The organism is Amycolatopsis sp. CA-126428, from assembly GCF_002904335.1.
In the GTDB taxonomy this organism is placed as follows: Bacteria; Actinomycetota; Actinomycetes; order Mycobacteriales; family Pseudonocardiaceae; genus Amycolatopsis.
On sequence record NZ_PPHF01000030.1, the window covers coordinates 194,941 to 220,138 of the forward strand.

Annotated in this window: 30 protein-coding genes, 1 tRNA gene and 2 pseudogenes; 19 read left to right on the forward strand and 14 right to left on the reverse strand. The window is 71.5% G+C overall.

The window, feature by feature from the left end; translation table 11 throughout:
- Nucleotides 1-131: 131 nt before the first annotated feature.
- The 3 genes from C2L58_RS07625 to C2L58_RS07635 all read left to right on the forward strand — a co-directional run bounded on the left by C2L58_RS07625 (nucleotide 132) and on the right by C2L58_RS07635 (nucleotide 3,499).
- Nucleotides 132-932 carry a DeoR/GlpR family DNA-binding transcription regulator gene (locus C2L58_RS07625; protein WP_103336824.1) on the forward strand — a complete coding sequence of 267 codons (801 nt, stop codon included), beginning with the start codon at nucleotides 132-134 and terminating at the stop codon, nucleotides 930-932.
- The gene (galT, locus tag C2L58_RS07630; protein ID WP_103336825.1) at nucleotides 929-2,011 is read left to right on the forward strand and encodes a galactose-1-phosphate uridylyltransferase; all 1,083 of its coding nucleotides are present in this window, start codon (nucleotides 929-931) and stop codon (nucleotides 2,009-2,011) included. The genes C2L58_RS07625 and galT overlap by 4 nt, the downstream gene beginning before the upstream one ends.
- A gap of 72 nt (nucleotides 2,012-2,083) precedes the next feature.
- On the forward strand, nucleotides 2,084-3,499 hold the full coding sequence (locus C2L58_RS07635) for a S1C family serine protease (RefSeq protein ID WP_103336826.1): 1,416 nt from the start codon (nucleotides 2,084-2,086) through the stop codon (nucleotides 3,497-3,499).
- Between the two features lie 152 nt (nucleotides 3,500-3,651).
- On the opposite strand, the gene C2L58_RS07640 is transcribed toward C2L58_RS07635, so the two are convergent.
- From C2L58_RS07640 to C2L58_RS07660, 5 genes are read right to left on the reverse strand one after another with little or no spacing between them, the layout of a single operon-like run.
- Nucleotides 3,652-4,239, reverse strand: a complete 588-nt coding sequence (locus tag C2L58_RS07640) for a hypothetical protein (protein ID WP_103336827.1) — start codon at nucleotides 4,237-4,239, stop codon at nucleotides 3,652-3,654.
- Nucleotides 4,236-5,366: a molybdopterin-dependent oxidoreductase gene (locus tag C2L58_RS07645; protein WP_103336828.1), complete on the reverse strand. Its 1,131-nt coding sequence runs from the start codon at nucleotides 5,364-5,366 to the stop codon at nucleotides 4,236-4,238. Before C2L58_RS07645 ends, C2L58_RS07640 begins: the two co-directional genes overlap by 4 nt.
- Nucleotides 5,363-5,995 carry a class I SAM-dependent methyltransferase gene (locus C2L58_RS07650; protein WP_103336829.1) on the reverse strand — a complete coding sequence of 211 codons (633 nt, stop codon included), beginning with the start codon at nucleotides 5,993-5,995 and terminating at the stop codon, nucleotides 5,363-5,365. Before C2L58_RS07650 ends, C2L58_RS07645 begins: the two co-directional genes overlap by 4 nt.
- A complete protein-coding gene (locus C2L58_RS07655; RefSeq protein WP_103336830.1) occupies nucleotides 5,995-6,678 on the reverse strand; it encodes a TIGR04282 family arsenosugar biosynthesis glycosyltransferase in 684 nt (227 codons plus the stop codon). The genes C2L58_RS07650 and C2L58_RS07655 overlap by 1 nt, the downstream gene beginning before the upstream one ends.
- Nucleotides 6,675-7,319, reverse strand: a complete 645-nt coding sequence (locus C2L58_RS07660) for a glycosyltransferase family 2 protein (RefSeq protein WP_103336831.1) — start codon at nucleotides 7,317-7,319, stop codon at nucleotides 6,675-6,677. Before C2L58_RS07660 ends, C2L58_RS07655 begins: the two co-directional genes overlap by 4 nt.
- A 159-nt stretch (nucleotides 7,320-7,478) precedes the next feature.
- Here C2L58_RS07660 and C2L58_RS07665 point away from each other — a divergent pair, with 159 nt between their 5' ends.
- Genes C2L58_RS07665 through C2L58_RS07675 form a run of 3 tightly spaced genes read left to right on the forward strand, consistent with a single transcriptional unit; the run spans nucleotide 7,479 to nucleotide 10,631 of the window.
- A complete protein-coding gene (locus tag C2L58_RS07665; RefSeq protein ID WP_103336832.1) occupies nucleotides 7,479-8,873 on the forward strand; it encodes a hypothetical protein in 1,395 nt (464 codons plus the stop codon).
- 10 nt (nucleotides 8,874-8,883) lie between these two features.
- Entirely contained in the window at nucleotides 8,884-9,585 is a 702-nt protein-coding gene (locus tag C2L58_RS07670) for a response regulator transcription factor (protein ID WP_103336833.1), read from the forward strand.
- Nucleotides 9,582-10,631: a sensor histidine kinase gene (locus C2L58_RS07675; RefSeq protein WP_103336834.1), complete on the forward strand. Its 1,050-nt coding sequence runs from the start codon at nucleotides 9,582-9,584 to the stop codon at nucleotides 10,629-10,631. Before C2L58_RS07670 ends, C2L58_RS07675 begins: the two co-directional genes overlap by 4 nt.
- Here the strand turns inward: C2L58_RS07675 and C2L58_RS51460 are convergent.
- Together C2L58_RS51460 and C2L58_RS51690 are read right to left on the reverse strand one after the other, a co-directional pair.
- The gene (locus tag C2L58_RS51460; RefSeq protein ID WP_441296293.1) at nucleotides 10,628-10,876 is read right to left on the reverse strand and encodes a hypothetical protein; all 249 of its coding nucleotides are present in this window, start codon (nucleotides 10,874-10,876) and stop codon (nucleotides 10,628-10,630) included. The genes C2L58_RS07675 and C2L58_RS51460 overlap by 4 nt on opposite strands.
- A 76-nt stretch (nucleotides 10,877-10,952) precedes the next feature.
- Nucleotides 10,953-11,087: pseudogene (locus C2L58_RS51690) on the reverse strand (WYL domain-containing protein); the annotation flags it as partial.
- Between the two features lie 362 nt (nucleotides 11,088-11,449).
- Here C2L58_RS51690 and C2L58_RS07685 point away from each other — a divergent pair.
- The gene (locus C2L58_RS07685; RefSeq protein ID WP_233225607.1) at nucleotides 11,450-11,734 is read left to right on the forward strand and encodes a nuclear transport factor 2 family protein; all 285 of its coding nucleotides are present in this window, start codon (nucleotides 11,450-11,452) and stop codon (nucleotides 11,732-11,734) included.
- A 2-nt stretch (nucleotides 11,735-11,736) separates the two neighbouring features.
- On the opposite strand, the gene C2L58_RS07690 is transcribed toward C2L58_RS07685, so the two are convergent.
- Nucleotides 11,737-12,792 (reverse strand): NAD-dependent epimerase/dehydratase family protein, encoded by a 1,056-nt coding sequence (locus tag C2L58_RS07690; RefSeq protein ID WP_199191149.1) that lies wholly within the window; start codon nucleotides 12,790-12,792, stop codon nucleotides 11,737-11,739.
- Nucleotides 12,793-12,915: 123 nt separating this feature from the next.
- On the opposite strand from C2L58_RS07690, the gene C2L58_RS07695 reads away from it, so the two are divergent.
- The 3 genes and pseudogenes from C2L58_RS07695 (at nucleotide 12,916) to C2L58_RS07710 (ending at nucleotide 14,065) form a co-directional block, all read left to right on the forward strand.
- Nucleotides 12,916-13,416 (forward strand): MogA/MoaB family molybdenum cofactor biosynthesis protein, encoded by a 501-nt coding sequence (locus tag C2L58_RS07695; RefSeq protein ID WP_013230045.1) that lies wholly within the window; start codon nucleotides 12,916-12,918, stop codon nucleotides 13,414-13,416.
- 10 nt (nucleotides 13,417-13,426) lie between these two features.
- Nucleotides 13,427-13,575 (forward strand): annotated as a pseudogene (locus tag C2L58_RS50260) (decaprenylphospho-beta-D-erythro-pentofuranosid-2-ulose 2-reductase); the annotation flags it as partial.
- 316 nt (nucleotides 13,576-13,891) lie between these two features.
- Nucleotides 13,892-14,065 (forward strand): hypothetical protein, encoded by a 174-nt coding sequence (locus tag C2L58_RS07710; RefSeq protein WP_103336836.1) that lies wholly within the window; start codon nucleotides 13,892-13,894, stop codon nucleotides 14,063-14,065.
- 5 nt (nucleotides 14,066-14,070) lie between these two features.
- Here C2L58_RS07710 and mscL read toward each other — a convergent pair whose 3' ends face one another.
- From mscL to C2L58_RS07730, 4 genes are all read right to left on the reverse strand, one after another.
- Nucleotides 14,071-14,487 (reverse strand): large-conductance mechanosensitive channel protein MscL, encoded by a 417-nt coding sequence (mscL, locus tag C2L58_RS07715; protein ID WP_103336837.1) that lies wholly within the window; start codon nucleotides 14,485-14,487, stop codon nucleotides 14,071-14,073.
- Nucleotides 14,488-14,544: 57 nt separating this feature from the next.
- Nucleotides 14,545-15,162, reverse strand: coding sequence for an SAF domain-containing protein (locus C2L58_RS07720; RefSeq protein ID WP_103336838.1), 618 nt, complete (start codon nucleotides 15,160-15,162; stop codon nucleotides 14,545-14,547).
- Nucleotides 15,163-15,293: 131 nt separating this feature from the next.
- Complete coding sequence (locus C2L58_RS07725) at nucleotides 15,294-15,605, reverse strand: FmdB family zinc ribbon protein (protein ID WP_103336839.1); 312 nt, start codon at nucleotides 15,603-15,605, stop codon at nucleotides 15,294-15,296.
- An 86-nt stretch (nucleotides 15,606-15,691) separates the two neighbouring features.
- Nucleotides 15,692-16,282 (reverse strand): 5-formyltetrahydrofolate cyclo-ligase, encoded by a 591-nt coding sequence (locus C2L58_RS07730; protein WP_103336840.1) that lies wholly within the window; start codon nucleotides 16,280-16,282, stop codon nucleotides 15,692-15,694.
- Between the two features lie 24 nt (nucleotides 16,283-16,306).
- On the opposite strand from C2L58_RS07730, the gene C2L58_RS07735 reads away from it, so the two are divergent.
- From C2L58_RS07735 to C2L58_RS07755, 5 genes are all read left to right on the forward strand, one after another.
- Nucleotides 16,307-17,212, forward strand: a complete 906-nt coding sequence (locus C2L58_RS07735; protein ID WP_103336841.1) for a UTP--glucose-1-phosphate uridylyltransferase — start codon at nucleotides 16,307-16,309, stop codon at nucleotides 17,210-17,212.
- Nucleotides 17,209-18,486 carry a molybdotransferase-like divisome protein Glp gene (gene glp / locus C2L58_RS07740; RefSeq protein WP_103336842.1) on the forward strand — a complete coding sequence of 426 codons (1,278 nt, stop codon included), beginning with the start codon at nucleotides 17,209-17,211 and terminating at the stop codon, nucleotides 18,484-18,486. Before C2L58_RS07735 ends, glp begins: the two co-directional genes overlap by 4 nt.
- Complete coding sequence (locus tag C2L58_RS07745) at nucleotides 18,486-19,154, forward strand: GNAT family N-acetyltransferase (RefSeq protein ID WP_103336843.1); 669 nt, start codon at nucleotides 18,486-18,488, stop codon at nucleotides 19,152-19,154. The genes glp and C2L58_RS07745 overlap by 1 nt, the downstream gene beginning before the upstream one ends.
- A 163-nt stretch (nucleotides 19,155-19,317) precedes the next feature.
- Nucleotides 19,318-20,169: a divisome protein SepX/GlpR gene (gene sepX, locus C2L58_RS07750; protein WP_103336844.1), complete on the forward strand. Its 852-nt coding sequence runs from the start codon at nucleotides 19,318-19,320 to the stop codon at nucleotides 20,167-20,169.
- Nucleotides 20,170-20,223: 54 nt separating this feature from the next.
- Nucleotides 20,224-20,296, forward strand: a tRNA-Ala gene (locus C2L58_RS07755).
- 60 nt (nucleotides 20,297-20,356) lie between these two features.
- Here the strand turns inward: C2L58_RS07755 and C2L58_RS07760 are convergent.
- On the reverse strand, nucleotides 20,357-21,004 hold the full coding sequence (locus tag C2L58_RS07760) for an SDR family NAD(P)-dependent oxidoreductase (RefSeq protein WP_199191150.1): 648 nt from the start codon (nucleotides 21,002-21,004) through the stop codon (nucleotides 20,357-20,359).
- A gap of 111 nt (nucleotides 21,005-21,115) precedes the next feature.
- Here C2L58_RS07760 and C2L58_RS07765 point away from each other — a divergent pair, with 111 nt between their 5' ends.
- The 4 genes from C2L58_RS07765 (at nucleotide 21,116) to vanX (ending at nucleotide 24,129) form a co-directional block, all read left to right on the forward strand.
- A complete protein-coding gene (locus C2L58_RS07765; protein WP_369904169.1) occupies nucleotides 21,116-21,454 on the forward strand; it encodes a MerR family transcriptional regulator in 339 nt (112 codons plus the stop codon).
- An 86-nt stretch (nucleotides 21,455-21,540) separates the two neighbouring features.
- Entirely contained in the window at nucleotides 21,541-22,515 is a 975-nt protein-coding gene (locus tag C2L58_RS07770; RefSeq protein ID WP_233225608.1) for a D-isomer specific 2-hydroxyacid dehydrogenase family protein, read from the forward strand.
- Entirely contained in the window at nucleotides 22,508-23,524 is a 1,017-nt protein-coding gene (vanA, locus tag C2L58_RS07775) for a D-alanine--(R)-lactate ligase (RefSeq protein ID WP_103336846.1), read from the forward strand. Before C2L58_RS07770 ends, vanA begins: the two co-directional genes overlap by 8 nt.
- Nucleotides 23,521-24,129, forward strand: coding sequence for a D-Ala-D-Ala dipeptidase VanX (vanX, locus tag C2L58_RS07780; RefSeq protein ID WP_103336847.1), 609 nt, complete (start codon nucleotides 23,521-23,523; stop codon nucleotides 24,127-24,129). The genes vanA and vanX overlap by 4 nt, the downstream gene beginning before the upstream one ends.
- Here vanX and C2L58_RS07785 read toward each other — a convergent pair.
- A complete protein-coding gene (locus tag C2L58_RS07785) occupies nucleotides 24,093-25,190 on the reverse strand; it encodes a sensor histidine kinase (protein WP_103336848.1) in 1,098 nt (365 codons plus the stop codon). The genes vanX and C2L58_RS07785 overlap by 37 nt on opposite strands.
- Nucleotides 25,191-25,198 lie beyond the last annotated feature (8 nt).

Sequence of the window (25,198 nt, forward strand, 5' to 3'; positions counted from 1 at the left end):
TGGTACCCGGGACGTCCGTTCGTGCCCACGTCATGACCTGGTGTTTCGAAGTTCACCCTCGCCGGGTCTGCGAATCCTGTGTTTAGTCGTGTAGGATTTTGTGTAATTGGCTGGACGGGATGGAGTAAACGGTGCTGGCGCGTCAGCGACAGGCGGTGATCCTGGAAGAGGCCCGCCGGACCGGTGCGGTCCGCGTGAGCGACCTCGTTACCAGGCTGGGCGTGTCCGACATGACGGTGCGTCGCGACCTCGACGTCCTCGCCGGCCGCGGACTCGTCGAAAAAGTTTACGGCGGCGCCACTTCGGTCGTCGGCAAGAGCACCGACGAACCCGGCTTCGAGGCCAAGTCCGTGCGCCAGCGGGCGCAGAAGGAAGCCATCGCCGAACTCGCCGCGACGCTGATCCGGCCCGGCACCGCGATCGGCATCTCCGCCGGCACCACCACATGGACGCTGGCGCGAGCGCTCGACAACATCCCCGGGCTCACCATCGTGACCAACTCGATCCAGGTCGCCGACGTGCTCCGCGGGTCGACGCAGCCGGATCGCACGGTCGTGCTCACCGGCGGGGTGCGGACGCCGTCGGACGCGCTGGTCGGGCCGGTCGCCGTGCACAGCCTGCGGTCGCTGCACCTGGACGCCGTCTTCCTCGGTGTGCACGGGATGTTCGACGGCCCGGGGTTCACGACCCCGAACCTCACCGAGAGCGAGACCGACCGCGCGCTGGTCGAGGCCGGGCGCAAGCTGGTCGTGCTCGCCGACCACACGAAGTGGGGCACCGTCGGGATCTCGACGATCGCCGACCTGGACGAGGCCGACGTCGTCGTCACCGATGACGGAATTTCCGACGAGGCCAAGGAAATTCTCGCCGAACGGGCGGGAGAACTCATGATCGCCGAGACGGCGGAGACGGACGAGGCCCAAGAAGCGTGAAGCGCACCGTACGACACCTGGCCGACGGCCGGGAGATCATCTACTTCGACCAGCCCGGCGCGCCCGACCGCGTCGCCGAGGACACCCGTGACCTGCCGCCGGTTTCGGCCGCGTCGGAGATCCGGCTGGACCCGCTGACCGGCGAGTGGGTCGCGATGGCGGCGCACCGGCAGACGCGGACCTACAAGCCGCCGGCGGACCTCTGCCCGCTGTGCCCGAGCAAGCCCGGCAAACCGAGCGAGATCCCCGAAAGCGACTACGACGTGGTCGTCTTCGAGAACCGGTTCCCGTCCTTCGCCGAGGACGTCGTCGGCGAGCCGTCCACTGTGGATGGTTTCGGGCTGGTGCCGGTGCGGCCCGGCCGCGGCCGCTGCGAGGTCGTCTGCTTCACGAGCAACCACGATGGATCCTTCGCGCAGCTGAGTGCCGAGCAGGTGCGGGCCGTGGTGGACGCGTGGGCGGACCGCACGACCGGGTTGTCCGCGGTGCCCGGCGTCGAGCAGGTCTTCCCGTTCGAGAACCGCGGCGAAGAAATCGGCGTCACGCTGTCGCACCCGCACGGGCAGATCTACGGCTACCCGTTCGTCACCCCGAAGACCGAGCGGATGCTCGACGTCGCCCGCGCCTACCAGGCCGAACACGGCCGTCCGGTGCTCGGGGACGTGCTCGCCGCCGAACGCAAGTCCGGTGCGCGCGTGGTGACCTCCGGCGAGCACTGGACGGCGTTCGTGCCGCCGGCGGCCCGCTGGCCGGTCCAGGTGCAGATCGTGCCGCACCGGCAGGTCCCGGACATCCCTGCGCTGACCGATGCCGAGCGCGACGACTTCGCGAACGTCTACCTCGACGTGCTGCGCCGCTGCGACGCGCTGTACGACCGGCCGCTGCCGTACATCGCGGCGTGGCACCAGGCGCCGGTGCACCGCGACCGGGAGCTCGGCTGGCTGCACCTGGAGCTGTTCTCCGTGCTGCGCGCGAAGGACAAGCTGAAGTACCTGGCGGGGTCCGAGTCGGGCATGGCGGTGTGGATCAACGACGCGACGCCGGAGCAGATCGCGGAACGGCTCCGCGCGGCGGGCTGATCCGGGCATACTCATCTCCGATGCACAGGTTCGGCTCAGGAACCTCTCAGGACCATCGCGCAAGGTGAGGACATGACCGAGAACGACCCCAGCGCGCACGACCCCGCGAACCCGCGGCACCCCGAGACCGGCCAGCAGCCGGCCCAGGGCGGTTGGGCGGGGCACCCGTACGGTGAGCAGGCCCAGCCCGAGTCCGGCGGTGCGCCGCAGTACTCCGAGCCGTCCTACCACGCGGTGACCGGGGCCGATCCGGCGTACGGCGGGCAGGCCTCGAACCCGTGGTCCGCCCAGGGTGCGCAGATGCCGTCCGGCCCGACCCAGCAGAGCGTCTATCCGCCGCCGAACCCGTACGGGCAGCCCGGCACGTCCGGCTACCCCGTGGCCGCGCCGCAGCCCAAGCGGTCCGGCGGGAAGCTGCTCGCCGGCGTCGCGCTGGTCGCGCTGCTGGTCGGTGGCATCGCGGGCGGGACGGTCGGGTACTTCACCGCCGGGTCGTCCGGCCCGTCCGGCAACGCGCTCAACGCGCCGAAGCCGGCCCAGCAGACGGGCAACGCGCCCGCCGGCTCGGTCGAGGCCGTCGCGCAGAAGCTGTCGCCGAGCGTCGTCGAGCTGCAGGTCAGCGGCCAGCAGGGGGCCGGCGAAGGCTCCGGGTTCGTGATCAGCACCGACGGCTTCATCCTGACGAACAACCACGTCGTCGAGGTCGCCGCGAACGGCGGGCAGATCCAGGCGGTGTTCCAGGACGGCAAGAAGGCCGCCGCCAAGGTCGTCGGCCGCGACCCGACGACCGACATCGCGGTTGTCAAGGTCACCGGCGTCGGCAACCTGACCCCGGTCGAGCTCGGCCGCTCCGACGACCTGCGGGTCGGCCAGTCGGTGGTGGCCATCGGCTCGCCGTTCGAGCTGGCCGGCACGGTCACCTCGGGCATCGTCAGCTCGCTGCACCGGCCGGTGCGCGCGGGCGGCAGCAGCGGCGACCAGACCACGGTGATGGACGCGGTCCAGACCGACGCGGCGATCAACCCGGGCAACTCGGGTGGGCCGCTGGCGAACATGTCCGGCCAGGTCATCGGCATCAACTCCGCGATCTACAGCCCGCAGTCGGCGTCCGGTGGCCAGGGCCAGGGCGCGTCCGAGGGTGGCAACGTCGGCATCGGCTTCGCCATCCCGATCGACCAGGCCCGCCGCACCGCGGACACGATCATCAAGACCGGCCAGGCGGTGCAGACCTACATCGGCGCGGAGGTCAAGGACGCCCCGCAGGGCGGCGCCGAGCTCGGTGCCATCAAGCCCGGCAGCCCGGCGGAGAAGGCCGGCCTGAAGGCGGGCGACGTCGTCACCAAGATCGACGAACGGCCGATCGACTCGGCCGACACGCTGGTCGCGGCGGTCCGCACCCGGGCCCCGGACGAGAAGGCGACGTTCACGCTCGCCGACGGCCGCACGGTCGAGGTGACGTTCGGCGGGCAGCCCGTCCAGCCCAACTGACCCGGTTCAGACGCTCGGCCGCCCTGGCGCGGCCGAGACCAACTTCGGCTCGACCCCCGGCTTCGGGGCCGGACCCACAAGGCCACGCGCGACCAGGCACTCGATGCCGGTCGCGCGTGGCCGCATTTGTGCCCTGACCTGGACCTGACTGGTCAGGGACCGGGACGGTCGGCCGGCGTGCCTGGAGGGTCGGCTGGTGTCCCTGGAGGGTCGGTTGGCGTGCCTGGGGGGTCGGTTGGCGTGTCGGGAGGGGCGTCTTGCGTGCCTGGAGGGGTATCTCGCGTGATTGGGGAGGCATCACGCGTGATTGGTGGGGCGACACGGGTGGGGCGGGGGACGAGACGGTGGCGGAGGGCGGTCAGGAGCACGGCCAGCCAGACCGTTGCCAGTGTTAGGGCCAGGGCGGGGGCCGGGTTCGTGTCGTGGAGGCCGGGCATTGGTGCGGTTCCGTACGGGCGCCAGAACAGCGGGAACGCCAGGATCGCCAAGACCCCGGTGATGACCGTGCCGGCCACCACCGGGGTCTTCCACGGGTGCGGCAGGACGCGGGACAGGGCGATGCCGAACAGGGCCGTCAGCGGGGCGATGACCGCGTCGTTGAGGATCGGGCCGCCGATGATCCAGCCGACCGTCCCGAAGACGTCCGGACGCAGGGGCAGCGCGTACTCCGCGAACAGCATGACACCCCACGCCAGGGCCGCGAGGCCCGGCAACGCGAGGAGCACTCGGGCGGTTTTCACAGCGCCTCCAGCTTCGTGACCCACTTCGTCTGCAGCACGCCGGGGCGGTTCGGGGCGATGATCCGGCAGGGGAAGCCGTGGTCGGGGGCGAGGACCTCGCCGTTCAGCTCCAAGGCCAGCAACGTCAGCTCGTCGGCCGTGTGCTCGCCCGGGAGCACGCTGACGCCGTACAGCCCGCCACGCTCCGAAGAGGACACCCGGACCGCCGTGCCCGGTGCCGCGCCGGCGGCTTTCAGGAGCGTGGGCAGGGAGATCCCGCGCCAGGTGGCCGACTGGCTCCAGCCCTCCACACACGCGATCGGGAGCTCCGCCGTCGTTTGCGGGAGGGCGCGCAGCTCGTCGAGCGAGAACTTCATCGTGCCGCGCGCGGTCACCACCGAGAGCCGCCAGGTCGGCGACCACGTGACACCGGCGGCCGCCGCCGTGCGGTTCACCGGGAGGTCCTGCGTGCCCTTGCCGGACCTCCAGGACAGGGCGGAGACGCCGCGCAGGAACGGGACCGTCGCGCCCGCGGTGGCCACGACCGCCACCCCGGTCGCCAGCCCGGTGGTCACCAGGAAACCCCGCCGGGACAGCCCCTCGGCCGACGCCTCGGCGGGAGCCTCTGCCGCGGTGGTGGTCCGGCTCAGGGCGCGGCGGATGATCGGCAGTTTCACCGCGACGTGCACCAGGATCGAGCCGATCGCCAGCCACGCGACCGCGTAGTGCACCTGGGGGAAGTAGAAGCCCCACGGGTAGTTCTGCGCGACGTTCAGCAGCCCGGTCGTCAGCTCGAAGAACGCCGCACCGGACAGCACCAGGATCGACAGCCGCTCCAGCGCGTGCGGCAGCGAGCGGACGAGCGGCCGGCCGAACAGCTTCGGGTAGACACTCCACAGTTTCGCCAGCAGCAACGGGATCGACGCCACGCCGGAGATCACGTGCAGCCCCTGGGTGACGCGGTAGAGCCCGATCGGGCGGCTGGGCCAGGAGAACCATCCCGGCGGGTGCTGGATCAGGTGGCTGATCAGTCCCGTCACGAAGCACGTCGTGAACGTGATCGCGAGCGCCAGGCCGATTCTCGACGTCACGCGTTCGTGGTGCGCCGGCGCCTGGAACTGCTCTTCTGCGGGAATCGGGAGCTTCACGGCCGCTCCAATCGCGCGAACCAGCGGTGCCCGTGCCGGGTGGTCCAGTCGACGCGCAACCCGGCGCGCACGGCGACCTCGGCGATCGCATCGACCCCGACCCAGGCCCAGGTGAACCAGGCGACGTCGGCGTGGCCGGGCCGGAGCCGGACCCGCTCGTGCCGCAGGCCTCGGCCGGGTGGCTCCAGCTCGACGAGGATGTCGCCGCCCGGGGCGACCAGCCGCGCCGTGCGCCGCAGCAGCGCGGCCGGGTCGCCGCCGATGCCGATGTTGCCGTCCGCGAGCAGGGCGTGCCGCCACCGCCCTTCGCCGGGCAGGCGGTCGAAGAGGTTGCGCTGCAACGCACTCCCACCGCGGCGCCGGGTCAGCCTGACGGCCGTGCGAGAGCTGTCCACGCCCAGCGCGACGACTCCGCGCCCGGCCAGCGCCGCGGTGAGCCGGCCGGGCCCGCACCCGAGGTCGATCGTGGGGCCGGAGCACGCGTCGAGCAGGACGTCGTCGCCCTCGGACGGTTCCGCCCAGCGTTCCACCGCCAGCTCGATCCGCTCGCCGCTGGCCAGCTCGAGCCAGCACTGGTGGCCGAGCAGGCCATGGTCGAACTCGTGGCCGGTGCTCACCGGGGCCGTCATCACGCCACCGCCCGTCCGCCGACCGCCGCGACGGCGCGGGCGAACCGGCCGCCCGGGCACGCCGCCGCCACCGACCGGGCGTCCGTCATCGTGTCCACATCGGACAGCAGGGCGCCGCGCCGCGGCCGCAGCCCGCACGCGGTGAGGGCGCGCAGGGTGCGCTCCCCGGTGTCTTCGCGGGACATCGGGACGTCCTTGAGGGCTTGCGCGTGCCGCGGCTCGGCGAGGCCCAGCGCCCACCAGCCGCCGTCCGCGGCCGGCCCGAGCATCGAGTCGTGACCGCCGTGCAGGACCGGTGCGGCGGCCGCGGCGAGCGACTCCGGCGTGACCTGCGGGGTGTCCATGCCGATCTGGAGCACCGGCAGGCCGGCGTGCACCTGGGCGGCGTCCGCGTGGGCGTTCGCCAGCCGGGCGCCGAAATCGTGGCCACGCTGCGGGATCGTGGTGACGTAGCGGAGCGCCATGCCGATTTCGATGGGCCGGGCGGCCGCGCCGAGGTCACCGGTCATCGCGACGACGGGCTCGGCGCCGGGCACCGCGCAGACGGCGTCGAGCGTGTCGAGCAACGCGGCCGCGGCGATCTCGGCCGCCTGAGCCGGGGTGGCCGGCGGGCACAGCCGGGTCTTGGCCAGCCCCGGGACGGGCGCCTTGGCCACCACCAGCAGGATGAACGGACGGGTCATCGCGCCAGCACCCGCCCGAAGTCGCGGACCGCGCGCAACGTGCCTCGCACCGACCCGGACACCTTCGACTTCGTCCCTTTGGCACGCTCCCCGTAGCGGACGTCGAACTCGCTGACCCGCCACCCGGCGCGCTGGGCCTTGATCAGCAGCTCCAGGGGATAGCCGAACGCGCGGTCGGTGACGTCCAGCCGGAGCAGGGCGAGCCGGTCCGCGGCACGCAGGGGCGCGATGTCCCGCACCGGCAGCCCGCGGCTGCGCAACAGCGTCGCCAGCACGACGTTGCCCACCCTCGCGTGCCACGGCCACACCCCGGGACCGGTCGGCACCCGGCGTCCGACGGCCAGGTCCGCGCCGCGTTCGATCGCGGTCACCAGGCGCGGCAGGTCGGCGAGGTCCAGGGACCCGTCGGCGTCGGCGAAGCACACGATGTCCGCGGTGGCGGCTTCGAGCCCCGCGTGCACGGCCGCGCCGTAGCCCCGGCGCGGCTCGTGGATGACCTTCGCGCCGAGCGAGGCCGCCACTTCCGGCGAGCCGTCGGCCGAGCCGTTGTCGACCACGATCGCGCGGTAGCCCGGTGGGAGGCCGGCCAGTACGGCGGGGAGGGCGCCCGCTTCGTCGAGGCAAGGGAGGACGACGTCCACTTCCAAGTCAGTCACGGCGCCGACCGTAAGGCCGTCCGAAACGTCGCAGAACCCTTGCGGGGCTTACCGAATCATGACATCGGACGAGTTCTTACCGCGTCGTTACGGCTCCGGTTTCCCGGGCGCGGATCACCCGCGGTGACCCTAGGGTGGGCGACGATGAGTGAGCCGACCTCGGCAGCCCGGCTCGCCGAGCCGCCTGCCCGCGAACCCGAAGCCCCGGTCTCCGGCCGCCGCGCCGACCTCCTTGCCGTCGCCGCGGCGGTGGTGCTCGTCGGCGCGGCCACCGCTGTCGGCCTCTACTACAACCGGCCGCACTCCGGCGTGATCATCTTCGTGTCCGCGCCGCCGCTGTTCGCCGACTGGCTGCCGCACGTCGGCCCGGGCTCGGTGTTCGCCGTGCTCGTCGCGGTCGCGGTGGTGCTCCACGGCCCGGCGCTGGCCGCCCGCCTCCCGTGGCGTCGCGCGCTCGCCGCCGGCTACCTCGCCTCGCTCACGTGGATCTTCTCGCTGACCATGGTCGACGGCTGGTCGCGCGGGTTCGCCGGGCACCTGACCATTCCCCAGGAGTACCTCCACGAAGTCCCGGGGATCACCGACATCCCGCGGATGCTGCGCGAGTTCTCCTCCCGCATTCTCGACTTCCGGCCCGAATCCTGGACGACGCACGTGTCCGGCCACCCGCCGGGCGCGACGCTCGTCTTCGTCTGGCTGGACCGGCTCGGCCTGCACGGCGGCGCGTGGGCGGCCACGGCTGTGGTCCTTGTGGGCAGCCTGGTCGCGGTGGCTGTGCCGGCCACGGTCGCCCTGCTCGGCCGGCCCGAGGCGGCCCGCGCGGTGCTGCCGTTCGCCGTCCTCACCCCGGGCGCGGTGTGGATCGGCGTCTCGGCGGACGGCCTCTTCGCCGGGGTGACCGCCACCGGGCTGGCGCTGCTCGCGCTGTCCGCGACGGGGTTCACCCACGGCCGCCGGTACGCCGCTCCGGCCGGACTGGCCGCCGGGGTGCTGCTCGGCTTCGGGATCTTCCTGTCGTACGGCCTGGTGCTGCTCGGCCTGCTCGCCTTGGCCGTCGCCGTCCTCGGCCGGCAGTGGCGGGCGGCGGCACTGGCGATCGTCGCGGCCCTTGCCGTCGTCGGCGTGTTCGCTTGGGCGGGGTTCTGGTGGCTCGACGGCTATCACCTGGTCGTCGAGCGCTACTACCAGGGGGTGGCGCTGGTCCGGCCCTACTCGTACTGGGTGTGGGCCGACCTCGCCGCGGTGACCGTCGCGCTCGGCCCCGCCGTGGTGGCCGCCGTCCGGCGAGGTTTCGGGGCTTCGCGCCGGGCTTTGCTCACCGATCCGGTCCTGCTGCTCGGCCTCGCCGCCTTGGCCGCCGTCCTCTTCGCCGACGTCTCGGGCCTGTCGAAAGCCGAGACCGAACGGATCTGGCTACCGTTCGGGGTGTGGTTGCTGCCGTTGACGGCGCTGCTGCCGCGACCCGGCCGCCGGTGGTGGCTGGCCGCACAGGCGGCGACGGCACTGGCGGTCAACCACCTGCTGCTGACGGGCTGGTGAGGGAGACGTGATGAGCGATCAGGCCGGACGCGTGCTCGTGGTCGACGACGACGAGACGGTCCGCGACGTCGTCCGCCGCTACCTCGAGGTGGCCGGGTTCACCGTCGACATGGCCGGCAACGGCGCCGAGGGGCTGGCGAAGTTCGCCGCCCACGAGCCCGACCTGGTCGTGCTCGACGTCATGATGCCGGGGATCAACGGCCTGGAGGTGTGCAAGCGGCTGCGCCAGGTCAGCCAGGTGCCGATCGTCATGCTCACCGCCCTCGGCGAGGAGGAGAACCGCATCGCCGGCCTCCAGCTCGGCGCCGACGATTACGTGACGAAACCGTTCAGCCCCAAGGAACTCGCCCTCCGCGTGGCCTCGGTGCTGCGCCGGGCCCGGATGCCGCGCCCGGAGCCGGCCGCCGCCGAGCTGGTGGACGGCGACCTGCGTCTGCAGATGAACGCACGCACCGCGACCCTCCGCGGCCGTGAACTGCCGCTGACCACCCGGGAGTTCGACCTGCTGGCGTTCTTCCTCGCCCACCCCGGCGTCGCGTACTCGCGCGCGGACCTGCTCGAAAAGGTGTGGAGCTGGGACTTCGGCGATCAGTCCACTGTGACCGTCCACGTGCGACGGTTGCGCGAGAAGATCGAGCGCGACCCGGCCAAGCCGACCCGGGTGGCGACCGTGTGGGGTGTCGGCTACCGCTACGACCGGGAGCAGCCATGATCGGTTCGGGCGAGCCCTTGCCGGAGATGCTGACGCACCTCTGGCACATCCTGCCGTTCGCGTTGATGTTCTCGCTGCCGGTCGCGGCGCTGGGCGGCGTGGCGCTGTACGTCCTGCGCCGCGGTTCGCTGGCCACCACGCTCACGGTGCTGGTGCTGATCCCGGTGCTCGCCACGCTGGTCGGCGTCCTGGGGATCAGCGGGTTCATGTTCACCCCGGCGCTGACCACGATGCTCCTGGTCTGCCTGCTCGTCGGGCTGGTCACCGTGCCCGCCGCGATCATCCTCGGCCGGGCCATCGCACGCCGCAGCGTGTGGGAACGCGAGGCACGCGAGCGCGAACGCGCCGCCGAGGCGTCGCGGCGCGAACTGGTGGCCTGGATCAGCCACGACCTGCGCAGCCCGCTGGCCGGGATCCAGGCGATGGCCGAGGCACTGGCCGACGGCGTGGTGTCCGAACGCGACGAGGTCGCCGACTACGCCCAGCGGATCAGCGGCGAAACCCGGCGGCTGTCCGCGATGGTCGGCGACCTGTTCGAGCTTTCGCGGATCACCGCAGGGGCCTTGGAGCTGACGATGTCCGCGGTGCCGCTGCGGGACGTCGTGAGCGACGCCGTGGCCGCCCAGGCGCCGGTGGCCCACCGGAAGCGGGTCCGGGTCCTCGCCAAGGCGTCGACCTGGCCGGTGGTGACCGGCAGCGACCCGGAACTGGCCCGGATCGTGCGGAACCTGGTGTCCAACGCGATCCGGCACACCCCGCCCGACGGGACGGTGGCGGTGCAGATCGGCGTCGACGGCGACGAGGCCCTGCTCGCCGTGGACGACTCCTGCGGTGGCATCCCGGACGACGAGATCACCCGGGTCTTCGACGTGGCTTTCCGCGGGACGCAGGCGCGGACGCCCGAGCGCGGCGGGACGACCAGCGGGGGCGGCCTCGGCCTGGCCATCGCCAAGGGGCTGGTCGAGGCGCACCGCGGGCGGATCGGGGTGCACAACCACGGGCCGGGGTGCCGGTTCGAGGTGCGCCTGCCGCTCGCGATGCCCTAGACGCCGTCGGTGTGGTTCATCGCGCGCAGGGTCCGGACGACCGCCGTCCGGCGTTCCTCGGGGCCGAGGACTTCGATGGCCGCGCCGAGCTTCAGGAGTTCGGGCACGGCCGCTTCGACCGATTCGATGGGGATTTCGACCTCGGTCCAGCCTTCGTCCGGCCCGGCCGTCGTGCCGCCGCCGGTCGAAGTGCGCGAGGTAGCTCTCCCAATGGCCGGCCAGGTCGAATCCTTCGGCGCGATCAAACGCACAGAGCAGGACGGCCACGTCGACGATCCGGGAGATCCGGTAGGTGCGGAACCGCCCGTCGCCGCGCGCCACGAGGTACCAGTTGCCGGCCTTCAGGACCAGGCCGTGGGGCGGCACGACCCGGCTGATCTCGTGCGGCTCCGCCCAGCGCAGGTAGCGGATCTCCAGGGCGTGCTGGTTCCAGGTGGCCTCGGCGATGGACGTCAGGTTTGGAGCGGCCGGTCAGGAACGAAGCCTCGGCCTCGTCCGCGGTGAGCCCGGTCAGCCGGGTCCGGTAGCCGTCGAGGAGCCGGTAGCCGCCCTCGTGACCCCTCTCGCCGTACACCGGCACGCCCGCGGCGCCGAGGGAGTCCACGTCCCGGCAGATCGTACGGCGGTGTGGAACGAACCGGACCCGCCGCGAGGCGCCGGGCCGTCGCCGAGCTGTGGGCCGAGGACGGTGTGGAGTACACCGAAGCCGCCGAGCACCGGGGACACGACGCCTTCACGGACCGGATCGCCGGTGCGTACGCGGCCGGATCCGGCGCGATTACCAGTTCACCGGTGCGGAAGCGAGCACCCGTGCTGCCGTGGTCGAGTTCCTCGGCCGCTTGGCCGAGGGGAATCCGGACCGGATCGCCGACCACTTCCGTACGCTCGCCGCCTTCCTTGGGGAGCGGGGCGGAGTGACACCGCGGATCCTGGTCGACGGCCGCGATGCCGTGGTGCTCGGTGACATCCGCCAGACGGTGCAGGCCACCGGCCGGCCCTACACCGCCCGCTCTGCTCTCCATCTCACCGTCGAGCGCGGGGTGATCACCCGGTATCACGTCTACGAAGACAGCCTGACCGTCTTGCAGGCGTTCACCGGCTGAAGTCAGACCGGGTCACGCAGCTCCGCCGTCGCGAAGTCCGCGATGCCCTTGGTGAAGCCGATTTCCGCCGTGAATCCCAGCAGCTCGCGGGCGCGGGCCGGGTCCGCGACGACGTGGCGGACGTCGGCCGGGCGGGCGCCGCCGATCACCTCCGGGGCCGGGCCTCCGCTGGCGCGGGCCAGCTCCGTGGCCAGGTCGCCCACCGTGTGCGGGGTGCCGGAGCAGATGTTGAGCGGAGTTGTTTCGGCTGCCGGGCCGTCCGTGTGCAGGGCCAGGACGTTGGCCCTCGCCACGTCGTGGACGTGGATGAAGTCGCGCTGCTGGCCGCCGTCCTCCAGCACCCGGGGCGCCTCGCCGCGGGCCAAGGACGAGCGGAAGAGGGACGCGACTCCCGCGTATGGCGTGTTCTGGGGCATCCGGGGGCCGTACACGTTGTGGTAGCGCATCGCCCACACCGTGCCGCCCGTCTGGCGGGCCCAGGCGCCGGCCAGGTGTTCCTGGGCCAGCTTCGTCGCCGCGTACGTGCTGCGGGGGTTCAGCGGTGCGTCCTCGGGCACCAGCTGCCAGCTCAGCTCCGCTTCGCACGACGGGCAGCGTGGCTCGAACCGGCCGGCGTCCACATCGGACCGGCGGCGTGGCGAAGGCGCCACCACGCCGTGGTCCGGGCAGGCGTAGCGGCCTTCGCCGTAGACGACCATCGACGAGGCCAACACCAGCTTCCGGATGCCGGCCGCGTGCATTCCGGCCAGCAGCACCGCCGTGCCGTAGTCGTTGTGCAGGGCGTACGACGGTGCGTCCGACGGGTCGATCCCGTGGCCCACCACCGCCGCCTGGTGGCAGACCGCGTCGACGCCGTCCAGCAGCTCCGCGACGATTTCGGTGTCGGTGACGTCGCCGCGCAGGAACCGGTGCCTGCCCGTGTACGGCGGCGGGGAGCCGGAGCCGTGGGCCGTGGGGAGGAGGTTGTCCAGCACCACGACCTCGTCACCGCCGTCGGCCAGGAGGTCGGCGATGTGAGACCCGATGAACCCGGCTCCGCCGGTGACCAGTACGCGCACCCCGGCCACGCTAGGGGCCTTCGCCGGGGCTCGCCGGAGCCTGCGGCGTCACGTCACCGAATCGTCAGAACTCACCCGGCACCTCCCGGCGGCCGGTCGCCGAAACCGGCTACGGTGGGCGCCATGGAACGGAGTGCACAACGGCTGGGCCGGGCCCTCGTGGTCATCGTGGACGATCGCGTGGCGCACGGCGAGCACGAGGACACCACTGGCCCGCTGGTCACGGAGCTGCTCGAAGAAGCGGGCTTCATCGTCGACGGTGTCGTGGTCGTGGAGGCCGAGACCGCGGGTATCCGCAACGCGCTCAACACCGCCGTGATCGGCGGCGCCGACCTGGTGATCACCGTCGGCGGCACCGGTGTGCTGCCGCGTGACCGGACTCCGGACGCCACCGCCGGCGTGCTCGACCGGCCCATCCCGGGCATCAGCGAGGCCATCCGCGCGTCCGGGCTGGCCGCCGGCGCCGTCGACGCCGGGATCTCGCGCGGGCTCGCCGGGGTGTCGGGCAGCACGCTCGTGGTCAACCTGGCCGGGTCGCGGTCCGCGGTCCGCGACGGGATGGCGACGCTGACCTCGCTCGTTCCGCACGTGATCGACGAACTTTCGGGCCTCGAAGAGGTGTGACCGGGCCGGACAGGACCACGCGAAGGCCGTCGAGTCGGCCACGGTGAACACACCGCGGCGGTGTCGGTCGGGGTCGCGGTGTCGGAGAATCTCAAGGCCCAGGGCCACGGCACGGTGATCGCGCTGTCGTCGGTGGCGGGCGAGCGCGTCCGGACCTCGGCGAGATCGAGGGCTGGTTCGACGATGTCCTGGCCGGACGGGTCACCCGCGACGCGGCCGATCGCTGGGCCGCGCGGTGGCTCAGCGGCGACCTCGCGGGCAAGGTCGATCTCGCCCCAGACCAGCTGTGGGCGCTCGAGCTGCTCGGGGGCATCGACCTCACGCACGGGCCCGGCGCCGGATTGCTGCACGACGAGGAGCAGATCCGCGCGTGGCGGGACGAAGTGCGGGCGCACCGCCGGGCCTGAGAAGCGCGCCGCCGCTGTCGAGGTTCGCTCTGGAGTTGTCAAACACCGCGTCGTGGGACACTGGGGGTATGGCAGGCCAGGAACGCGATCTCAAGACCAGCAGCGAGCAGCGCCGCCGGGTTGATGAGATCTTCGGGGACGTCCTGCCCGAGACGACCTCCGACGAGCGCGATCCCGGGCGGCGCACCGGTCTCCCGGACGACTGGTACCGGGAGAACCGGCCACCGCACCACGACCGCTGACCTCGTCAGTCGCGGTCGGTGCCGCGCTGGGTCTGCTGGGCGCGCAGCAGGTCGCGGATCTCGATCAGCAGCTCCACGTCCGTCGGCTCCGACGGGCCCGGCTCCTGGCCGCGCTTGCGGCGCTCCTGCACCTTCTTGACCGGCATCACGATCACGAAGTAGACCACCGCCGCGACCAGCACGAAGTTGATCGCCGCGTTGATCACGCCGCCGAAGTCCAGGAACGTGGCTTTGTTGTTGTCGAAGATCTGGTACCCGAGACCGTTGGCGGCGTCCGTGCCGCCGATCGTGCTGATCAGCGGCTTGATCAGGCCGTTGGTGAACGCCGTGACGATCGCCGTGAACGCCGAGCCGATGACCACCGCCACGGCGAGGTCGACGACGTTGCCGCGCATCAGGAAGTCCTTGAAACCTTTGAGCACCTTGCTCTCCTCACGAACCGGAACGGGGACGCCCGCGCCCGTCTCGGCGGGCGTGGGCTAGCGGAGAGTAACCGTTACCGGACGCTCCAGTGAAATCGCCGCCACCCTCGTCGCGGCTGCTTCCGGCAGCCGGAGCAGGACCAGCGGCCCCTTGGGCGTGGCCGGCTCCTGGTGCCCGACCGTCACGACCGTCGCCCCACCGGCCAGCACGGAGGCGGGCGCGGCCGGCTCCGGCGCGGCGACGACGTCGACGCGCTGGCCGGGCCGGAGCAGTGCGGCGACGGCCACGTCGGCCAGCCGGACCGGCACGGTCGCCGTGCCGGGATCACCCGGGGCGGGGGCCGACGCCAGCCGGACGTCGGTCAGCGGTTCACCGGCCCGGACGGCGCCCGCCAGCAGGCGCCCGTCGACGGCGTCGAGGGTGCTCAACACGCCCATCGGACGTGCTTCGTCGGAGAGATCGGCCAGCCGGACATCGCCGGCCCGCAGGGTCGCGCCGGAAGGAAGGTCGTGTGCCGCGAGGACGGTCGGTGCGCCTCGCGCGGAGCCGGGGTGGATCAGCAACACCGCGCCCACCACGAACAAGCCGATGGCGAGCCAGCGGCGGATGAGCCGCGTCCGCCGGCTCTGTGGCCGGGTCAGATGTAGTGGGCGGAGCTTCGGCAGGATGTCCACGGGGCCCCCTCGGCCGGATCGGGTGCGGCGGTGTGCTGCACGAGATCGACGTTAGGGAAGCCGGACGGGCCGCCGGAAGGGCCACGTCCGGCATCTGTGGACAACCGGGGTGTTGTGGACAACCAGCGCGGTCAGGAGGCCGCGGCGGCCGTCTTCGTCGTGGTCGAGGAGGAGGATGCCGAGCTCGTGTCCGGCTTCGACTCCTTCTTGGTCTCCGTCTTGGTCTCGGTCTTCGGCGGGGTGGCCGAGGTGCTCGACTTGCTCGAGTCACGCGAGTCCGTGCGGTAGAACCCGCTCCCCTTGAAGACGACGCCGACCGAGCTGAAGACCTTGCGCAGCGCCCCGGAGCACTGCGGGCAGACGGTCAGGCTGGGGTCCGAGAACGACTGCACGGCTTCGAACCGGTGGTCGCATTCTTTGCAGGCGTACTGGTACGTAGGCACTGACGGCTCCTTTGCTGGCACTCATCCGACCAGAGTGCCAACCCGATTGTGCGGGAAAACATTCCCCGAAAGCAATTCCAGGTTGCTCACACCGGCAGTTCGACCACGCCTCGACCGGGCGTCAAGGCCCCGGTCATCCGCACGTCGTGCGGCTCGCCGGGCAGTCGTTCGACGAGCTCTTCGTCCCGGACGACGGCCAGCAGCGTAGCGCCGGGCGCGGCGAACCCCAGCGAGCGGTCGTAGTGGCCCGCCCCGCGCCCGAGCCGGACGCCCCGGCGATCCACGGCCAGCGCGGGGACCAGCACCAGCTCCGCGGCCCCGACGGCCCCGGTACCCAGGCGTTTCCCGCCCGGCTCGCGGATGCCGCGGAACCGGCTGGGCACCAGGTGGGCCTCGCCCGTGTACTCGGCCCAGTCGAGCGGATCCGTCCGCGAGAGGATGACGGGCAGCAGCACCCGCGCACCGCCGGTCACCAGCGCGTCGACGAACGCCGTCGTACCCGGCTCGGTACCGAACGGCAGGTACGCGCAGACGGTGTTCGCTGTGACCTTCGCCACCGCGTTGACCAGCGCCGACGCCTCCCGGGCGTGGGAATCGGCTGCCTGTCCCGCCCGGGCGCGCGTCACCCGGTCACGCCACTCCGCCTTGCTCAGGTGCTCATTGCCCAGCGCGTGCATGACCTCACGTTAGGCTCTGCGCCCATGACGGGCGCCGCAACCACCCAGACGTTCAGAACCGCCATCGTGCCTGCCGCCGGCCTGGGGACACGGTTCCTCCCGGCGACGAAGGCCGTGCCCAAGGAGCTCCTGCCGGTGGTGGACACCCCGGGCATCGAGCTGGTCGCGGCCGAGGCCGCCGCCGCCGGCGCGGAACGCCTGGTCATCGTGACCTCGCCGGGCAAGGACGCCGTTGTCCGGTACTTCGAAAAACAGCCCGAGCTCGAGCAGAACCTCGAGGCCAAGGGCAAGACCGAACTGCTCGCCAAGGTGCGCCGGGGCACCGATCTCCTCGCCGTCGAAACCGCCATCCAGGAGCAGGCCCTCGGCCTCGGCCACGCCGTCGCGCAGGCCGAGCCGAACCTGCGCCCGGACGACGAGGCCGTCGCCGTGCTGCTCCCGGACGACCTGGTGCTGCCCACCGGCGTGCTCGAGCGGATGGGCGCGGTCCGCGCCCAGTACGGCGGCAGCGTGCTCTGCGCGTTCGACATCCCGAAGGCCGAGATCTCGCCGTACGGCGTCTTCGACGTCACCGACACCGACGACGCGGACGTCAAGCAGGTGCACGGGATGGTCGAGAAGCCGAAGCCGGAGGACGCGCCGTCGACCTACGCCGCGGCCGGGCGGTACCTGCTCGACCGGGCGATCTTCGACGCGCTCAAGCGGATCACCCCGGGCAGCGGCGGCGAGCTGCAGCTGACCGACGCGGTCGCGCTGCTGATCAGCGAGGGACACCCGGTGCACGTCGTCGTCCACCGCGGCGGACGCCACGACCTGGGGAATCCGGGTGGTTTCCTGCGCGCCGCGGTCGATTTCGCGCTTGAAACGCCCGAGTACGGTCCATCTTTACGGGCGTGGCTGACGGAACGGATCGGGACAGAGCGCCCATGACGGAATCCCTCGACGCGGCACGGCCGGAGGCGGCCGGGGACGAGGCCGAGCTGCGCTCGGTCGACGCGCAGATCTCGATGACCTTGGACGCCGCCGTCCGGCCCCAGCCGGTGCGCGTGGCGATCTCCGAGGCCCAGGGGCTGCTCTGCGCCGAGGAAGTGGTCGCCGAGCACGCGCTGCCCGGGTTCGACCAAGCCGCGATCGACGGGTACGCGGTGCGCAGCGTCGACGTGCGCAACGCCGGGCAGGAGCCGGTGCAGCTGCCGGTCGTCGGGGAGATCGCGGCGGGCTCGCGCCAGCCGCGCCGGCTCCAGCCCGGCCAGGCCGTCCGCGTCGACACCGGCGCGCCGCTGCCGACGCTGGCCGACGCCGTCGTGCCGCTCGCCTACACCGACGGGCACCAGGCCAAGGTCACGGTGCACCGCTCGGTGCCGTCGGCGGGGTACGTGCGGCGGGCCGGCGAGGACGTCCAGATCGGGGACGTCGCGGTGCGCCGTGGCGACACCATCGGCTCGGCCCAGGTGGGCCTGCTGGCCGCGGTCGGCCGGGCGAAGGTCCTCGTCTACCCGCGGCCGCGGGTGTCGATCGTGTCCGTCGGCGACGAGCTGGTCGACGTCGACCGGACGCCGTCGGTCGGGCAGGTCTACGACGTCAACTCCTACGCCCTGTCCGCGGCCGCCCGGGACGCGGGTGCCGAGGTCAGCCGGGTCGGCATCGTGCCGAGCGAGCCGAAGCGGCTGCGGGAGGTCGTCGAGGGCCGGCTGCTGATGTCGGAGATCGTCGTGGTCGCGGGCGGCGCCGGGGGCGCCACCGGCGACGAGGTCCACGCCGCGCTGTCCGACCTCGGCCGGATCGACATGACGCGGGTGGCGATGCACCCCGGCTCGGTCCAGGGGTTCGGCAGGCTCGGCCCCGACTCGGTGCCGACCTTCCTCATCCCGGGCAACCCGATGAGCGCGCTGGTGGTGTTCGAGGTGCTGGTGCGGCCGCTGATCCGGGCGGCGCGCGGAACCCGGAACCCGCACCGGCGGATCGTCGGCGCGCGGCTGCTGTCGCCGATCACCTCGACCGCCGGCCGGCGCGGGTTCCTCCGCGGCCAGCTGCTGCGCGACGAGGCCAACGGCGAGTACCTGGTCCAGCCGCTCGGCCAGTCCGGGGCGCACCTGCTCGCGTCGCTGGCCGAGGCGAACTGCCTGATCAACGTGCCGGAAGAGGCGACCGAAGTCCCCGCCGGCGAGCAGGTGCAGGTGACCTTCCTGGCGCAACGGGCCTGATGAACTCCGTGTCGGGCGTGTCCTATCCGGTCGAAAGCCGGCACCCGGGCTGGCCGGCGCGGCTGGGCCCGCTGCGGGTGCCCGCGGGCGAGGTCGCGATCCGGCCGGTCCGGCTGCGCGACGCCGGTGAGTGGAGCCGGATCCGGCTCCGGGACCGCGCGCACCTCGAAATGTGGGAGCCCACCGGCGTCGGCCCGTGGCCGGAACGCAACGCCTTCTGGTCGTGGCCGTCGCAGTGGGCCGCGCTGCGTTCGCTCGCTCGGCGTGGTCAGTGCCTCCCGTTCACCATCACCCTGGACGGTCGCCTGGCGGGGCAGATCACTGTGGGTAACGTCATCCGGGCGTCGCTGCGGTCGGCCTGGATCGGCTACTGGGTGTCGTCCGAGGTGGTCCGCGGCGGAGTGGCGACGGCCGCCGTCGCGCTCGTCACCGACCACGCCTTCGGGCCGGCCGGGCTGCACCGGCTGGAGGCCACCGTGCGGCCGGAAAACGCCGCCAGCCTGCGGGTTCTCACCAAGGCGGGCTACCGGCGGGAGGGCCTGTTCGAGCGTTATCTCGACGTCGCGGGCGGCTGGCGGGACCACTATTGCTACGCCGTGACGCGCGAGGAAACCGGGCCGGGGCTGGTGTCGCGGCTGGTCGCGACGGGCCGCGCCGACTACGCCTGAACGTGATTACCCACCTGGGTCAGTAGCCGCGTTACCACATGCTGTGAGTTTCACCTAATCCGGTGAGGCTTTTCCGAGATCCAAACCGGCGAGTCTCCGTCCGATCTGTTACTCCTGTGACTAACGTGATTCGTGGTGGAAGGATCGGGGGAGGTGACGGGAGATGCCCAGCTCCGTGATCATCGTCGCGCTCGCCGCGGCATGGCTCGTCGTACTCGTGCCCATGGTCGCGCGTCGGCGGCAGCAGGTCGCGAGAACGGCCGACTCGGCGCTCGCGGCCAGGGTCGTACGCAGTGGACGCAACGAAGACCGGGAGGAATTCGCCATGTCCGATCCCGGGAAGTCCCGGCCTTCGGTGGAGGACGACCTCGCGGAACTGGAGGCCGAACTCGAACTCGAAGACGACTTCGAGGAACCGGACCCCGAACCCGAGCCGCTCCCGCAGCCGGCCCGGGGCTCGCGGGCCGAGCGTGACCGGTCCGACCGGTCCGGCTACCGGCCCGGCCGCGGCGGCTTCGACCCCGAGGCCGCCGAGATCGCGGCCCGCGCCAAGTACGGCTTCCGGCAGCGCATCGTCGTCGCCCTGCTCGTGATCGCGGTGATCAGCGGGGTCGTCGCCGGCGTCGTCTTCCCGCTGGCCTGGTGGGGCCACGGCGCGATCGACGTCGTGCTCGTCGGGTACCTCGTGTACCTGCGCCGCCAGGTGCGCATCGAGGAGGAGATCCGGCAGCGCCGGCTCGCCCGCTTCAACAGCACCCGTGCGCCCCGGCGTCCCTCGACATCGGCGGTTCCTTCGACTTCGACGTCGGCTTCGTCGGCGGAAGAAGACCACGCGGAAACCGAGGACGTGGACGTCGTCGAGCCGGCCCGCCGCCAGGTCGTCGAGCGCCGCCCATCCCCGACATCCCGCGTCCGCCGCAGCGCGGTCGTCGTCGACCTCGACGACGAGGACCCGGCGTTCGAGGAGCTCGACGAGCCCGGAACCGGCCCGTACCGCCGCGCCGTCGGGGAGTGACCCCCCTGCACGGGGTGCTCGTGGGGCACTGCTAAGCTCTACGAGCACAACCAAGGGGCTGTAGCGCAGTTGGTAGCGCGTCTCGTTCGCATCGAGAAGGTCAGGGGTTCGATTCCCCTCAGCTCCACGCTTTGGTGGCCCGTGCCCGCGGAGGGTGCGGGCCTTTTTGCGTCCGCGTGGGTCCCGGTCAGGGGTGCACTAGTTCCTGGCTCCACTCGTGGCGCTGTTGGGCGTGCAGGTGCCAGTAGTGCTCCGCGATGTCTTCGGGGTCGAACGCTGTGCCTGGGGCGATCGGGCCATTCACGGTGACCGATGCGATGTGGACGCCGGCTGGTCCGTACTGCTTGTCTAGCAATGTCACCAGGGCTCGTACTCCCGCCTTGCCCAGGGAGAGGCTCACGTACTCGGGGTTCGGGTCGGGCATTCCGCCGGTGATGAGGAACGAACCGCTGCCGCGCTGGGACATTGCCGGGGCGATGTGTGCCGCGGCCGTGATCGCTCCCAGCACGTTGACCGCCCAGGCCTGCTGGTGCGCCGCCACGGACAGCTCGCCGGGGCGGTCCGGCTGGATGATTGCCGCGTTGTACACCACGGCCTGCGGTAGGCCGAACTTTGCCGTTGCCGTGTCTAGTGCGGTTCGCAGCGCTGTCTCGTCGGTGCTGTCCGCCGTCAGCGTGATCACCGGGACTCCGGTCGGAGTCAGGGCGTCGGCCAGGGTCTTCAGCTTCTCCCCGGACCGGGCCACCATGGCGACGGGCAGTCCTTCCCGTGCGAATCTGCGGGCCACCGAGAGGCCGAGGCCTGGTCCCGCTCCGATGATCACCACGCCTGGCATCGCTGGCTCCTTCGTCTTCCTCCGTCACCGATGACAAAAGGCTAAAGTCTCACATCGGTGAGAAGGTCAAGGGGGAACATGCGGATCGGCGCTTTGGCCCGGAGAACCGGGGTGAACGAACGGCTGCTGCGCTACTACGAGGAGCAGGGCCTGCTCCGGCCGGCGCGGCGGGCGAACGGCTACCGCGAGTACAGCGAGCCCGACATCGTCACGGTCGTGCGCATCCGCGCTCTGCTCGCCGCGGGACTGCCCACCACCGTCATCGGGCAGATCCTGCCCTGCGTGCACACCGACGGCGGACAGCTCGTTCCCGAACCTTGCCCGGACATGGTCACGCACCTCCAGCGAGAACACGCCCGGATCGACGAGGCGATCGGGCAGCTCCGGGCCTCCCAGCGCGCTCTCGGCGCCCTTCTCGCGGCTGCACAAGAGCAGCGCGAAAAGAGGTAGACGCGGGTTACCCGTGAGTAACTTATTCTCGGTGTATCGAAAAGCGCATACGTGCCGGCAACGCCGCGTTCCCTTGACTGAACGGCATGAGCGAACCGGCACCCGGGATGACGATCTACGGGTGTGAACCCGACGAGGCCGTGCTGTTCCGGGAGCTGGCGCCGCGCTTCGGCGTGACGCCGACCATCACGGACGCTCCCGTGTCCGAGGTCAACGCCGGACTCGCGTCCGGCAACCGGTGCGTCAGCGTCGGTCACAAGACTCCGGTCACGAATGCGACTCTTCTTGCGCTCAGCCAGGTCGGCGTTGCGTACGTCTCCACCCGGAGCGTCGGCTACGACCACATCGATGTCGGATACGCCGAGCGCGTCGGCATTTCCGTCGGGAACGTCGCCTATTCGCCGGACAGCGTGGCCGACTACACGCTGATGCTGATGTTGATGCTCGTGCGGGACGCCAAGTCCGTCCTCCGCCGGGCCGATGAGCACGACTACCGGTTGAACGACGTGCGCGGGAAAGAGCTGCGTGACCTCACCGTCGGGGTGATCGGGACCGGGCGGATCGGGACCGCGGTCGTCGATCGGTTGCGGGGCTTCGGTTCCCGCGTGGTCGCCTACGACAGCCGCCCTCGGGGCGGGATCGACTACGCCGAGCTTGACGAACTGCTGCGGTCGAGCGACATCGTCACGCTCCACACTCCACTCGACGCCGGCACGTACCACCTGCTGGATCGACGGCGGTTCGAGCTGATGAAGGCCGGGGCGTTCGTCGTCAACACCGGGCGCGGGCCCCTTCTCGATACCGAGGCGCTCGTCGCGGCGCTGGAAAACGGCAGGCTGGGCGGGGCCGCGCTCGATGTCCTCGAAGGGGAAGAGGGCGTCTTCTACGCCGACTGCCGGGGTGGGCCCGTCCGGAGCGAACTGCTGGTGCGGCTGCAAAAACTGCCCACTGTGCTGATCACTCCGCACACCGCCTACTACACCGACCACGCGCTCGGCGACACCGTCGAAAACTCCATCGTCAACTGCCTGAACTTCGAAAGCGGGAAGCGGCATGAATAGGCTCAAGGCCGGGATCCTCTTCGGGGGCGTCTCCGAGGAACACCCCGTCTCCGTGAAGTCCGCGCAAGAGGTCGCGCGGCACCTCGACACCGGCAAGTACGAACCGTTCTGGATCGGGATCACGAAGGACGGCGCCTGGAAACTTTGTGACGGCCCGGAAACGGGCTGGGAAACCGGGAGGACGGTCGTCCTGTCGCCGGACCGGAGTGTGCCCGGCCTGCTGGTCCTCGACGACGGGAAGTACGAGACGATCGGCTTGGACGTCGTGCTGCCCGTGCTGCACGGCAAGTTCGGCGAAGACGGCGTGGTGCAGGGTCTGCTGGAGCTTTCCGGGATTCCTTACGCGGGCTGCGACGTCCCGAGTTCCGCGCTGTGCATCGACAAATCGCTCGCTTACGTCGTCGCCGCGAACGCGGGCATCGCCACGCCGAACTTCCGGATCGTGCGGGCGGGCCAGGAAGTCGAGGGACTCACCTATCCCGTCTTCGTGAAGCCGGCTCGTTCGGGCTCGTCGTTCGGCGTCAGCAAGGTGTCCGGCCAAGAAGAGCTGGCCGCCGCGATCGAGACCGCCGCGCGGTACGACTCGAAGGTGCTGATCGAAGAGGCCGTCGCCGGGAGCGAGGTCGGGTGCGCGATCTTGGGCAGCGGCCCGGAGCTGTTCGCCGGCGAGGTCGACCGGGTCGCCCTCACCCACGGCTTCTTCCGGATCCACCAGGAAGAAACCCCCGAAAGCGGCTCCGAGAACTCGACGTTCATCGTGCCCGCCGACATCCCGGCCGAGACCCGCGCACGCGTCCAGGACACGGCGAAAGCCATCTACCGCGCGCTGGGCTGCGGGGGACTGGCCCGGGTCGACATGTTCCTCACCGACGACGGCACGGTGGTCCTCAACGAGGTCAACACCTTGCCCGGGCTGACGTCGTACAGCCGCTACCCGAGGATGATGGCGGCCGCCGGCTTGCCGCTGCCGGACCTGATCGACCGGATCGTGGCCGGGACAGTCCGGTGAACGACGACTTCGCCTTCGTGGACGAGCTGGTGCCCGGCATCCGCTGGGACGCCAAGTACGCCACCTGGGACAACTTCACCGGCAAGCCGGTGGACGGCTACCTCGCCAACCGGATAGTCGGCACGAGGACCTTGTGCGCCGCCCTGGCGGAAGCGCAGGAGAAGGCCGCGTCGCTCGGCTTCGGGCTGCTGCTGTGGGACGGCTACCGCCCGCAACGCGCTGTCGACCACTTCCTGCGCTGGGTGGACGAGCCGGAGGACGGCCGCACGAAGCTCTGGCACTACCCGAACATCGACCGGGCCACGATGTTCGCCAAGGGGTACGTGGCGGCCAAATCGGGGCACAGCCGGGGCAGCACCGTCGACCTGACCCTCTACCACCTCGTCACCGGTGAGCTGGCGGCCATGGGCGGTGGCCACGATCTGATGGACGCGATCTCGCACCACGACGCACGGGGGATTTCGCCCCTCGAAGCGGGGAACCGCCGCCACCTCCGGTCCATCATGGAGGATTGCGGGTTCGCCGCGTACGAGCGCGAATGGTGGCACTACGGCCTGAAGGACGAGCCCTACCCGGACACGTACTTCGACTTCCCCGTCGCGTAGCCGAGTGAGATGGGCAGCCGGACGGTGACGCGGAGGCCGCCCGCCGGACGCGGGGTCAGGCTGAGCGTCCCGTCGTGGGCCTGGGTGATGCTCTTGACGATGGCCAGGCCCAGGCCCACCCCCGCCTGGTCGGTGCGGATGCGCTCGGTACCGCGCTGGAAGGGCTCGGCGAGGGTGGCGACCAGGGGCTGCGGGAGGTGTTCACCGGTGTTCTCGACGGTGAGCACCACGGTCCCGGGTTCGATGCCGGTCGTCACCCACACCGCGCCCTGCTCGGGCAGGTTGTGGACGATCGCGTTGTGCACCAGGTTCGTCGTCAGCTGCAGCAGGAGCGCCGGCGAGCCGAAGGTGGGCGCGGCCTCGCCGGACGTCTCGACGGTGACTCCCCGCTTCTCGGCGAGGAGCAGGAGCGTTTCGGCGGCTTCCTCCGCGACCAGGGACAGGTCGACGCGGTCGCGGCTGAAGGCCCGCTGCTCGGTGCGGCTGAGCAGGAGCAGGGCTTCGGTGAGTTCGATCGCCCGGGTGTTGACGACGCGGAGGCGTTCGTCGAGTTCGCCGGTGGTGCGCTCGGGGTCGTTGCGGGCGACGTCGAGGAGGCTCTGCGTGATCGCCAGCGGGGTGCGCAGTTCGTGGGACGCGTTGGCGGCGAACCGCCGCTGCTCGGTGACGTGCGCCTCGAGCCGCGCGAGCATGGTGTCGAAGGCGTCGGCGAGTTCGCGGAACTCGTCGGTGCGGCCGGGCAGCCGGATGCGGTGGGACAGCGAGCCGGTCGCGGCGACGCGGGTGGCGTCGGTGATGCGGGTCAGCGGGGCGAGCATCCGGCCGGCCAGGACCCACCCGCCCAGGAACCCGAACACCAGCAGGAAGACGATCACGGCGGCCATGAACGGGACGAAGGCGCGGACCAGGACCGCGCGGTTGATCCAGAAGTTGCCCTCGGTGGTGATCCAGCCGTTCGGCAGGAAGTACAGGTAGAAGGCCAGCACGGCCACGAGCAGCAGGATGCCCGCGAGCATGACGAAGCCGGCGTAGCTGAGGGTGAGTTTGAGGCGGGCGCTCAACCCCGGTT

Coding starts and splice junctions, on each gene's coding strand:
- C2L58_RS07730 (WP_103336840.1), bottom strand. CDS start 16,282: ATGCACGCGCTGGGCAATGAGCACCTGAGCAAGGCGGAGTGGCGTGAC.
- C2L58_RS07695 (WP_013230045.1), top strand. CDS start 12,916: ATGGAACGGAGTGCACAACGGCTGGGCCGGGCCCTCGTGGTCATCGTG.
- C2L58_RS07745 (WP_103336843.1), top strand. CDS start 18,486: ATGAACTCCGTGTCGGGCGTGTCCTATCCGGTCGAAAGCCGGCACCCG.
- glp (WP_103336842.1), top strand. CDS start 17,209: ATGACGGAATCCCTCGACGCGGCACGGCCGGAGGCGGCCGGGGACGAG.
- C2L58_RS07675 (WP_103336834.1), top strand. CDS start 9,582: ATGATCGGTTCGGGCGAGCCCTTGCCGGAGATGCTGACGCACCTCTGG.
- vanA (WP_103336846.1), top strand. CDS start 22,508: ATGAATAGGCTCAAGGCCGGGATCCTCTTCGGGGGCGTCTCCGAGGAA.
- sepX (WP_103336844.1), top strand. CDS start 19,318: ATGCCCAGCTCCGTGATCATCGTCGCGCTCGCCGCGGCATGGCTCGTC.
- C2L58_RS07670 (WP_103336833.1), top strand. CDS start 8,884: ATGAGCGATCAGGCCGGACGCGTGCTCGTGGTCGACGACGACGAGACG.
- C2L58_RS07635 (WP_103336826.1), top strand. CDS start 2,084: ATGACCGAGAACGACCCCAGCGCGCACGACCCCGCGAACCCGCGGCAC.
- C2L58_RS07760 (WP_199191150.1), bottom strand. CDS start 21,004: ATGCCAGGCGTGGTGATCATCGGAGCGGGACCAGGCCTCGGCCTCTCG.
- C2L58_RS07735 (WP_103336841.1), top strand. CDS start 16,307: ATGACGGGCGCCGCAACCACCCAGACGTTCAGAACCGCCATCGTGCCT.
- C2L58_RS07655 (WP_103336830.1), bottom strand. CDS start 6,678: ATGACCCGTCCGTTCATCCTGCTGGTGGTGGCCAAGGCGCCCGTCCCG.
- C2L58_RS07650 (WP_103336829.1), bottom strand. CDS start 5,995: ATGACGGCCCCGGTGAGCACCGGCCACGAGTTCGACCATGGCCTGCTC.
- C2L58_RS07710 (WP_103336836.1), top strand. CDS start 13,892: ATGGCAGGCCAGGAACGCGATCTCAAGACCAGCAGCGAGCAGCGCCGC.
- C2L58_RS07770 (WP_233225608.1), top strand. CDS start 21,541: ATGAGCGAACCGGCACCCGGGATGACGATCTACGGGTGTGAACCCGAC.
- C2L58_RS07665 (WP_103336832.1), top strand. CDS start 7,479: ATGAGTGAGCCGACCTCGGCAGCCCGGCTCGCCGAGCCGCCTGCCCGC.